At 50.4% G+C, this 1,625-nt stretch carries 1 rRNA gene; it reads right to left on the reverse strand.

Annotation, left to right across the window (positions count from 1 at the left end):
* Positions 1 to 70: 70 nt before the first annotated feature.
* A 16S ribosomal RNA gene (locus Q4528_RS12585) occupies positions 71 to 1,623 on the reverse strand.
* Between the last annotated feature and the right edge of the window lie 2 nt (positions 1,624 to 1,625).

Genomic DNA, 1,625 nt, shown 5'->3' on the forward strand with positions numbered 1-1,625 from the left:
TCAAAACTGAATACAATATGTCAATGTTATTCCTTCATCTTCTACGAAGATGTTCCGAATATATCCTTAGAAAGGAGGTGATCCAGCCGCACCTTCCGATACGGCTACCTTGTTACGACTTCACCCCAATCATTTGTCCCACCTTCGACGGCTAGCTCCATAAATGGTTACTCCACCGGCTTCGGGTGTTACAAACTCTCGTGGTGTGACGGGCGGTGTGTACAAGACCCGGGAACGTATTCACCGTAGCATGCTGATCTACGATTACTAGCGATTCCAGCTTCATGTAGTCGAGTTGCAGACTACAATCCGAACTGAGAACAACTTTATGGGATTTGCTTGACCTCGCGGTTTAGCTGCCCTTTGTATTGTCCATTGTAGCACGTGTGTAGCCCAAATCATAAGGGGCATGATGATTTGACGTCATCCCCACCTTCCTCCGGTTTGTCACCGGCAGTCAACTTAGAGTGCCCAACTTAATGATGGCAACTAAGCTTAAGGGTTGCGCTCGTTGCGGGACTTAACCCAACATCTCACGACACGAGCTGACGACAACCATGCACCACCTGTCACTTTGTCCCCCGAAGGGGAAAACTCTATCTCTAGAGCGGTCAAAGGATGTCAAGATTTGGTAAGGTTCTTCGCGTTGCTTCGAATTAAACCACATGCTCCACCGCTTGTGCGGGTCCCCGTCAATTCCTTTGAGTTTCAACCTTGCGGTCGTACTCCCCAGGCGGAGTGCTTAATGCGTTAGCTGCAGCACTAAGGGGCGGAAACCCCCTAACACTTAGCACTCATCGTTTACGGCGTGGACTACCAGGGTATCTAATCCTGTTTGATCCCCACGCTTTCGCACATCAGCGTCAGTTACAGACCAGAAAGTCGCCTTCGCCACTGGTGTTCCTCCATATCTCTGCGCATTTCACCGCTACACATGGAATTCCACTTTCCTCTTCTGCACTCAAGTTTTCCAGTTTCCAATGACCCTCCACGGTTGAGCCGTGGGCTTTCACATCAGACTTAAAAAACCGCCTACGCGCGCTTTACGCCCAATAATTCCGGATAACGCTTGCCACCTACGTATTACCGCGGCTGCTGGCACGTAGTTAGCCGTGGCTTTCTGATCAGGTACCGTCAAGACGTGCACAGTTACTTACACGTTTGTTCTTCCCTGATAACAGAGTTTTACGATCCGAAGACCTTCATCACTCACGCGGCGTTGCTCCGTCAGGCTTTCGCCCATTGCGGAAGATTCCCTACTGCTGCCTCCCGTAGGAGTCTGGACCGTGTCTCAGTTCCAGTGTGGCCGATCACCCTCTCAGGTCGGCTACGTATCGTTGCCTTGGTAAGCCGTTACCTTACCAACTAGCTAATACGGCGCGGATCCATCTATAAGTGACAGCAAGGCCGTCTTTCACTATTGAACCATGCGGTTCAAAATCTTATCCGGTATTAGCTCCGGTTTCCCGAAGTTATCCCAGTCTTATAGGTAGGTTATCCACGTGTTACTCACCCGTCCGCCGCTAACGTCAAAGGAGCAAGCTCCTTATCTGTTCGCTCGACTTGCATGTATTAGGCACGCCGCCAGCGTTCATCCTGAGCCAGGATCAAACTCTCCATAAAAA

Source organism: Staphylococcus pasteuri (assembly GCF_030547725.1).
Lineage (GTDB): Bacteria > Bacillota > Bacilli > Staphylococcales > Staphylococcaceae > Staphylococcus > Staphylococcus pasteuri.